The following is an 8,481-nucleotide window of genomic DNA, read 5'->3' on the forward strand; positions in this document are numbered from 1 at the left end:
AGCCGGAATAAACATTCCTCAAGTTGTGATTTCATTTTGAATCCTCTTTTATTTTGATTGGTTTTAAAAGAGTCTGATTGTGGGCCAGAGTTTGAGCTACACTATTTTCTATTTGTATTACAGTTGTTTGCATTTGTTCAAGTCCAAACTCGTGACTTTCTAAGTAGGCTTTTTTAAAGGTTGCATCTATTACGTTCAATTGTCGCAAGAAACCAAGAAAAACAACATGTGCATTCTCCAATGCTGTAAAGTCAGAACGGGCATTATTACGTGGGTTATTAAAAACCAAATTGATAAGTATACCTAACGCACCAGTTCCCCCGGGGATGATCCAGTTTTTCAGCTCCTCCGGTCTCTGAATAAACTGATTTATTGCCAATGCAATGAGAATTATACCGATCATGACAATTATGATATTAACTATCATAGCAAAATAAAAATTGAAAATTGCTTGACGGATAGTCGATTGAAACGTCCCCTTCATAGCATTCTCTGATTCGGCTAAGAGTTTATCCAGTTTATCCAGAGTGTTCCGTCTTTGACTAAGTGTTTGAAATGCTGCCCAGCCACCTAATTCAATCAATATTTTTTCTGCCACTTCAGTGCGTTTTTTATCCTCACTACCTAATTCCTTTTTAAGAATTTCCGTGGTAACTATTCCATCCGGCTCTATACGCCTTATAGCGTCTATTAAATAATTTAATACATTACCAGGTCCTTTTGTTCCCTCTTTCAGGGCATGCTGCACTATGATCGATACCGCACCCTCTTTCAATATATTCTTCAATGCATAACATGCCTGCTCGCGGATTTCCGCATCCTCATCTTGGATGGCCTTTAACAGATCAGTCTCAGCTTCTCGATTCTCAAGTTTATCTAATGACCCAACGGCTGTCAACCTTAGATACCTATTAGATTTTTTGGTATCAATAACAATATCCCCTAATGCACGGACAACTTTCAAGTTATCATTATAGTAACCCAGCACTGCAAGGGCCTGGTATTTAACATCTATATACTTACTATTCTGCAGGACGAAGATAATGTCATCAGCTAAACTTGGAATTTGAAATTCTCTCAATGCGCGTAAACAACGAAGTGGAGCCCAAAATTCCTGTTCTTTGAAATCATTATCGGCTTTAAGCATATCTTTGACTATATCGATAAGTTCACTCTCTTCCTTCCTCGCAATAAGGATCAAGGCTTCTGCCCTGATCAGAAAATCTTCATCAATGTCTGGCCATATATGGTCCAGTAAAATACGCACCTCTTCGCGTTCGTAATCAGAGCTGGCAATATTTTGAATTGCCCTCAGAGCAAAAAAACGAGTAAACAAATAATTCCGTTTTAATTCTCGGGATGTCTCTTTTTTTAAAAGATCAATCAGAAATTTAAAAGCATCCTTTCCTCCAATGATCTCGAGAACGTTGGTTCCCCAGCTTCTAACCTCGTCTTCCACCTTTTTAGATATAAAATGCATTGCAGGTTCAAGGAAGAGAGTTTTATCCATCACTTCACTGAAATCTTTTAACACCCGTTTTTTATCAGCGATACTGTTCTCTGAGTCAGTAAATTCTTTAAAGAGCTTATCTGGAATTAAATCGTCCGAACCGTTCATCGTAACATCCTCTTCTTAAAAATGCGTGGGTATATCTTCAAAAAAGCATTTTACAATAGTTAAACAAGATTCTACGATAGCCTTTCTAAAATACTGTAAAATAAGAGATCTCAAGAAGTTATTTGAACAAAGATTTCACTTCTTGAGAGCTAAATCTTACTTCATAAAGATTCAAGTATAACTAGATCCGTGACATGCTCTCTTTAATTATACAAATCTCCCTGTTTCCACCCAATCCTGTTTGATCATCGACCAGAAATCCATTGCTTCCTCTTCCAGTACATACTTGTACGGAAGCCAGCCATATCCCTTATTTCCCCATTCTTCACCCCATGAATTTCGGATAAGAAGAGCACCTGTAGAAACCTCATCAGATATCGTGTTCTCTATCACCATATCGTCGTCATATCCCACTGCAATGATCGCATGCCCTCCAAGAACTCCTTCATTTGCAGATGGGAAAGGTATCTTACCTGATTCGTTCGCCTGTCTTATTGAGTCAAAGACTGTAAAGCCGAACATCGAGGGTATACCTGATGCAAGGGATTTCTTAACGCTTCCAAGAATGTCTTCTTTTGAACTGTTTGCAGGATCATGTCTGAAATACTTGATAGCCTTATAGTTCCCTGCAAATGAGTAACAGAAAGGACTTGGATCCATATCAAAATCAGGATCTTCATCTGTATAAGGCCAGTGTTCCTCAGGAGGAGCCCCAAAGAGTATAAGTGCTCCCATGGTCGTTCTGAGTTCAGCCCCGCTGTCTCCTATCCAGCCACCAAGAGTTCTTGTTGTCTTGTAAATGAACAGCCTGGAGGCATCAAGATATTTCCCGTAAGCTCTCTTTTCGAAATATTCCATGATCCCTGTTGCCGCATTAGCTGTACATGAACCGAGATTCTGCTGGTCTTCGATCTCTGAGCACCATTTTCTGAGATCTACAGTCTCCGGAAGATCTATTTTCGCTCTTTTTTTCACACTGATAGCAGACAGAAACTTCTGCATCTCCTTAGATTCAGTCTTATGCATTTCCTTATTTTCGATCGTATAATCCCGGAAGCTGGGACGGTCCGGGATCCAGCCCATTCTACCATATTTCTTAACTAATCCCATTTTTTAACCCCCTTTTACATTCCAAAATAATGGTGACTCGGTAACTACTGATCAGTAGGACCTGATCACCATAAAAATAAACAAACGAATATCACTAAATATTCCACGCTAATGTATTATCAGGATCTGGTGACATTGGTACCCTCTTGCATACGAAAGCCAGTACTGCAACCCCATCCATGTTGTAGGTCTCTGTGATCAGATCATTGGCAGAAGCCCCTGAAAGCTCGACAGATGTCGGAAGGATCGGAGAGAATGGTGTTTTTATGGTCATTCCGATATATTTTTCTGAAACATAGCTCTTTTTTTCTTTCAACTTAATATTAAGTGTAGCCTGTGAGTCAACTGGTTGAGTTAACGGTTGCTTTAAGTTACTCATCAAAAGAGACGACTTAAAAGAAGGAGAAGAAACTGACTTATCCCTGATTGCAGTTGTTGCTGTCATTGTTCTGAAAGATCTGGGTGCTGCTTCGGCAACCGAAAATCTCGAAGCTGTTTTTGGCCTGATCTCAACTCCAGTCCTTACCGGTGCCACATCAGATGCAAGACGACTTTTTATTGTCACAGGTGTTCTGCTCATTTTAAGCGTCTGTATCGGAGTTATACTGAAAATCTGTAATATAAGTGGATCAGATCCTGCTTTTTTCTTTCTGGTAACTTTAATGTTTCTTACGACAACCATACTTGTTATATAAGCAGGTATCTTTCCTTTGCGAGGCAAATTACCATCGGAAATTACCACATCTTCTGACATCTTCCAATATCTGGATGCAAAAAATTCCGGCTTGTACCATGGGCGTATTACAACAACATTGTTGTACTCCAAAGAACATGATTCAATATCATCACTTCCCTGAGAAGCATTAAAAAGGCCCTTCAATTCAACAGATGCATTTTGAATAAGGCTTGCAATTTCCTCTTTTGTTAAGGTTAGCTTAGTCCATGGTAAATTTGTATCGAAAGCGTCAATGGGACTAAAAAACGTTGTGCAAAAACCAATTCCTAAACCGTTAAGATCAGGTATTTCTGAAATATTAATTTCATCCAGATATGCCTGCCGATACATATCAAGATATTTCCTGAGTTCCAGAGTATTTTTAATTGCCTGGTTGTTTTCCACCTCTACCTTAAATCCTAAATTCTTCCAATCTGCCTCTGCCCTGTTTTTAATATCTATCAGTTCTTTTTCTCTATATGCAGTCCATTGCTGTTTTAGTTTGTCACCCTCCGGTCCGGTTGAGTTCTCGACAGTTATTTTTTCGTTAAGATACGTATTTACCGCGTTTTCATAAACTGTTTTATACTCATAATATTTTGTTACCGCAACGGAATTAACCGGAATTTCAGTACCATCTTCTTCTGTCTTTAGATCGGTCAGGAAATCAATTGCCTGATCGAGTGATCTATTTTCCGCTTCGGATAATCCACTGACAGCAAAGATGGAATTTTTCAGAACGGCTTTTAGCTCGTCCCAGAGCAACCTGGAAGCATCCGCAGAAAATGTTGCACCATCATCAGGAATGATATTTAATAGTCTTGCAAAATCCCCTTTATTGTTCAACTGCTCCTGCAGAGTCAATCCACTGACAGAGGGATCTTTCATGAAATTTAAATACCTGTAAGGGAATCCGATCCCTAAAGGAAATGTAAGGAATTTATCCTCTTTTTCAAAGATCATTTTCAGCTTGGTAGCTAATGCCAGCGATATTTTTGATTCCATAGAATTACCACCATGATCTTAAAGAAACATATCGGAGAAAATGTGTTTCTCCGGCACAGATGATCACTCTTCACCCCCGACAAATTGTTCAGGTTTGATCTCAGGATTGGGATTCGGAGACTTTGGAATAATGTTATTTATAAACCCAACCAATTGCATGCCATCTATTACAATGCTTCCGCCTTCGTTATGATAACTTCCGTTCCTCGTTTCACTGCCGTGAGAATATGAACCGCCGATAAAGAAAGGTCCCCAGCCAACGGCACCGCCTCCGCTGATTTGTTTATTGATATACTGACTGTTGCTATCCCATTCACTTAGGCTGAAACGGACATTTCTGACAAACAATGCGGTTATCGGATAAGCAACCAGCCTGCCCGTGGGTTTTTCCCCTCCATCGGAAACTTTTTTATCAAAATTCAGATCCCATATTTTATCTAAGGTCCATGCTCTCATAGAGAAGAAACCCGGATCGAACCATGGCCTGACTATGGGGATCTGCGTGAATTCCAATGATGCACTAAATCCCGTGGCTTTGGCACTGGTATTCACTTCAACTTTTGAACCTGAAGCCCGGCCGCCAATTGAGAACAATCCAAAGCTAAGCCCGCCTCCTGCACTCCATTGACTTGTATTCTTGTTAAAGTGAGTTTCATAATCACCTTCATAGAATGTGAATCTGGTCCAGCCCGGACTGGTTGCAAAATTTCCGGGGATTAAGGTAGTATAATAAAAATCTCCGGCTGTACCTTCCATGGTACTGGTTAATAAGCCATTCTTGTACTTATTAAGCAGATCCTGTTTGTACAGCACCATACTCTTTTGCGTGACCTGATCAATGTAGGCATTTATTTGCTCATATTCGTTTTTATACCCCTGCGATACCCACGCCATATAGGCAGCTTCCATTTTGCTGCGGATGAACTTGGATTTATTCGTCCATGAAGCAACTCTTCGTATTGCTTCCTGATCGTTGCCTTTTGCACTCTGAGCATCGATCAATAAATTCATGTACTCATCAGCAGCATCTATATAATCATTCATTTTAGCAATATAGGCCAGAGTAATAGGACCGGGTTCAGTGACCATTTTCTTTTCATCTGTAATAATATCTGTCACTTCTTTTGTTACAGACAACAGATCCCTGAACTTTTTTATCTTCTCTTTTTCTTTATCACTCAGTTCATTGTTCAGCACCCTGCTGTATTTTAATACATCCCTGTATACCGAACTGATCGTATCCTGAGTAGTTGTAAATATTGTCTGCTGCATTGTAGTATCTACAAACTGATTATTTACATCAGGAATGTAATCGAACATCTTTGATAGTACAAAGGCCTGATGCTGTAGATCCCGGGTCGCTTCTGCACTATCACCGATCAGTCCTTTTGAACAAAATACAAAATCTTCCGGTGTAAAAGGAATTCCTGGAAGCATCCACGTGACGAATTTGTTCCTCGGCATTTGAATGTTGCCATCATTACCTGTAATCGTAGAATAAAGTTTGGCTGTTAAAGCCTGCATTAAGTCTGCAGATACATCTTTTGCCATATTATACCCTCCTTGTGAAACTAGTTCTGGAGGTTGGATATTAAAGACCATTCCAAAAATAACAAAGTTTAAACATCGGTTTATATGCCTGTTATAAACAACTGACTGAAACCAGATGGCTACCAAAACCCTCTATAGCAATCTCGACAGTAAGATATGAAATGGTACGATTCCAATCCCACTAGTTTACTACCCCATTTTAATGTTATACATCATCAAATATATACTTTTGGACATAGTCTGATTTTGCATTGTCTGTAGTTACACAAAGAACAACTATCTTGTTGAATATACAACCAATTTTAAGTTGATTTCACGTCCAAAGGTTTGTATTTTAAAGTTCTTTTAAAATCTCGGCATCGCTCTACCAGCAAAAAGTCTGAAGCAGAGAGAGAGAGTGAGCAAATAACCAAAGATTACGATGCATTTAACTGATAGTTAGTAAGTAATAAAAAAAGAATAGATGTCATCACATTGTTTCTGGGATCACGAGTTGTACAGGTCCATAAAATGCGATTTCCCTGGGAGTAATAAGAGCTCACTTTTTTGAATATATTCATAAACAGACTTAAGAGTAGACAAAAGAGATACGCCTACTTAACAACTACACCTCAGGTGTCTCAACATTTGGTATCCGATCTCAAAAGAGAAAAGCGTCATGACAGAAGGGCAGTAATGTCGATGGCGCCCGGATCCCAGTGGGTCTCACCTGGAACATGCTGGTGTCCGCACCACCCTGAGAACAACTTCCACTCGTTCACAGACATTCGGTTCTCGGGGTGAGTACCCACACCGGTACTATCCAGGAATGTGCGATCGGACTGCCGTGGGATCGGTACCTGGTACATGATCTGCCGCATCACATCACGAATGAATGCTAGTTGCTCGGGTGCCCAGCTGGGAGTCTGTGCAGCAAATCCGACAATCTCGATCTGGATGCAATGAGCGGCATTCTCTGAGGTCGCTTTGTCCGATAAAGACCTGGCACCAATTGTAAGTGGCAGGTGTTGGACGACTCGCAGGGTATTGGGCTCGATGGTGAAATGTGGCCAGAAGTTCGTTGACCGGAAAGAGCTAATGGCACCTTCGAGGGTACTACCCTCAGTGGTATGTAACACGCCACGCCAAGGTAATGGAAGAAACCTGGGACCGTTCACAGGACTCTTAATTATCTCTGCACCAGCTAGCCAGATCTCGGCACTTTCATCAGACAAGTCGATCGCTGCGCTGACACCTTCGGCAAATCCAGCCTCGGTAAATCCTGGCCAATGGCCAGCAATCGAAAGAGGATAGCCAGGGTCCACTTTGTCAGAAGCAATATCGTAACGTAGATATTGGTTACCTTTGAAGAAATACACCTTGCCGTTTCCCCAGTTAATTGCTGCGTTCACTCCGGTATCAAATCCAGCCTCAGTAAATCCTGACCAGTTGCCAGCAATAGGAAGAGGATAGCCAGGGTCCACTTTGTCGGCAGCAATATCGTAGCGCAGATATTGATTACCTTTGAAGAAATACACTTTACCGTTTCCAAAATTAATTGCTGTGTTCACTCCGGTATCAAATCCGACCTCGGTAAATCCTGGCCAGTTGCCAGCAATAAGAAGAGGATAGCCAGGGTCCGCTTTGTCGGCGGCAATATCGTAGCGCAGATATTGGTTACCTTTGAAGAAATAGATCTTACCGTTTTGCCAATTAACTGCTGCATCTACTCCGGTATCAAATCCGGCCTCAGTAAACCCGGGCCAGTAGCCTGCGATGGACAAAGGATAATCTTCGTCTGTACGATCGAGGACTCGGTCATAACGTAGATAATTATCCCTCCAGAAGAAGTAAACATTGGTTCTAGCATCAACCATAATATATCACCTTCAATATAATTTTCTAGCCATTGGTTGAATCTCAAACACATTTCAATTTCGTGATTTCTTTTTGCTGTTATAAGATTCGGTTTGATCAGCGATCCGCAGAAAATAACCATTTTAAGTCAGATAATCTCAAGGACTTAAAATAATGGGATAATTGAAAGTTTCTTTAATTCGGAATCCGATTGAATTTAAGGAGTGCTACGAGCCTTAGCTTATTTATAGTAAACACTCTCTATGAATTCCCTACATCTTCATACAAGATCACCTAATCACCCCCCACAAGTGAAGATATTTAAAATTACAACTAAGCAGAGGAGTTATTATTACCCAATAACTCATCTGTCACACTAAATATCTTACTCCCACTCTACTAAAATAAAGTTAGTGCAGTATTCCAGATTAACTTTTTTACTATACTCCTTTATTATCTATGTAACTAAATAGAAATAAGATCTAGTATAGCAGACAACAACTTCCATTTGAAATTTTCAGTGTAATCAGAGAAGTTGTATAACTCATATCCGGAAGAGCAAATGCATAACCCTTCACAAAGTATACAGTTCCATTTCAGATTTAACTCAATTCTAAGTAAACAATAGACAGCTCTCTACAGAGCC

5 protein-coding genes are annotated in these 8,481 nt (G+C 40.2%); all 5 read right to left on the reverse strand.

From position 1 onward, the window contains the following. Positions 1-31: 31 nt before the first annotated feature. The 5 genes from ACCM36_RS06445 to ACCM36_RS06465 all read right to left on the reverse strand — a co-directional run bounded on the left by ACCM36_RS06445 (position 32) and on the right by ACCM36_RS06465 (position 7,855). Positions 32-1,618, reverse strand: coding sequence for a HEAT repeat domain-containing protein (locus ACCM36_RS06445; protein ID WP_370572928.1), 1,587 nt, complete (start codon positions 1,616-1,618; stop codon positions 32-34). A gap of 207 nt (positions 1,619-1,825) precedes the next feature. After that, a complete protein-coding gene (locus ACCM36_RS06450) occupies positions 1,826-2,728 on the reverse strand; it encodes a C1 family peptidase (protein WP_370572929.1) in 903 nt (300 codons plus the stop codon). Positions 2,729-2,822: 94 nt separating this feature from the next. Then, entirely contained in the window at positions 2,823-4,448 is a 1,626-nt protein-coding gene (locus ACCM36_RS06455) for a hypothetical protein (RefSeq protein WP_370572930.1), read from the reverse strand. A gap of 63 nt (positions 4,449-4,511) precedes the next feature. Next, entirely contained in the window at positions 4,512-5,999 is a 1,488-nt protein-coding gene (locus ACCM36_RS06460; protein ID WP_370572931.1) for a hypothetical protein, read from the reverse strand. A 656-nt stretch (positions 6,000-6,655) separates the two neighbouring features. Continuing rightward, the gene (locus tag ACCM36_RS06465; RefSeq protein ID WP_370572932.1) at positions 6,656-7,855 is read right to left on the reverse strand and encodes a hemopexin repeat-containing protein; all 1,200 of its coding nucleotides are present in this window, start codon (positions 7,853-7,855) and stop codon (positions 6,656-6,658) included. Between the last annotated feature and the right edge of the window lie 626 nt (positions 7,856-8,481).

The sequence above is a fragment of the Methanomethylovorans sp. genome (assembly GCF_041305605.1).
Classification (GTDB): Archaea; Halobacteriota; Methanosarcinia; order Methanosarcinales; family Methanosarcinaceae; genus Methanomethylovorans.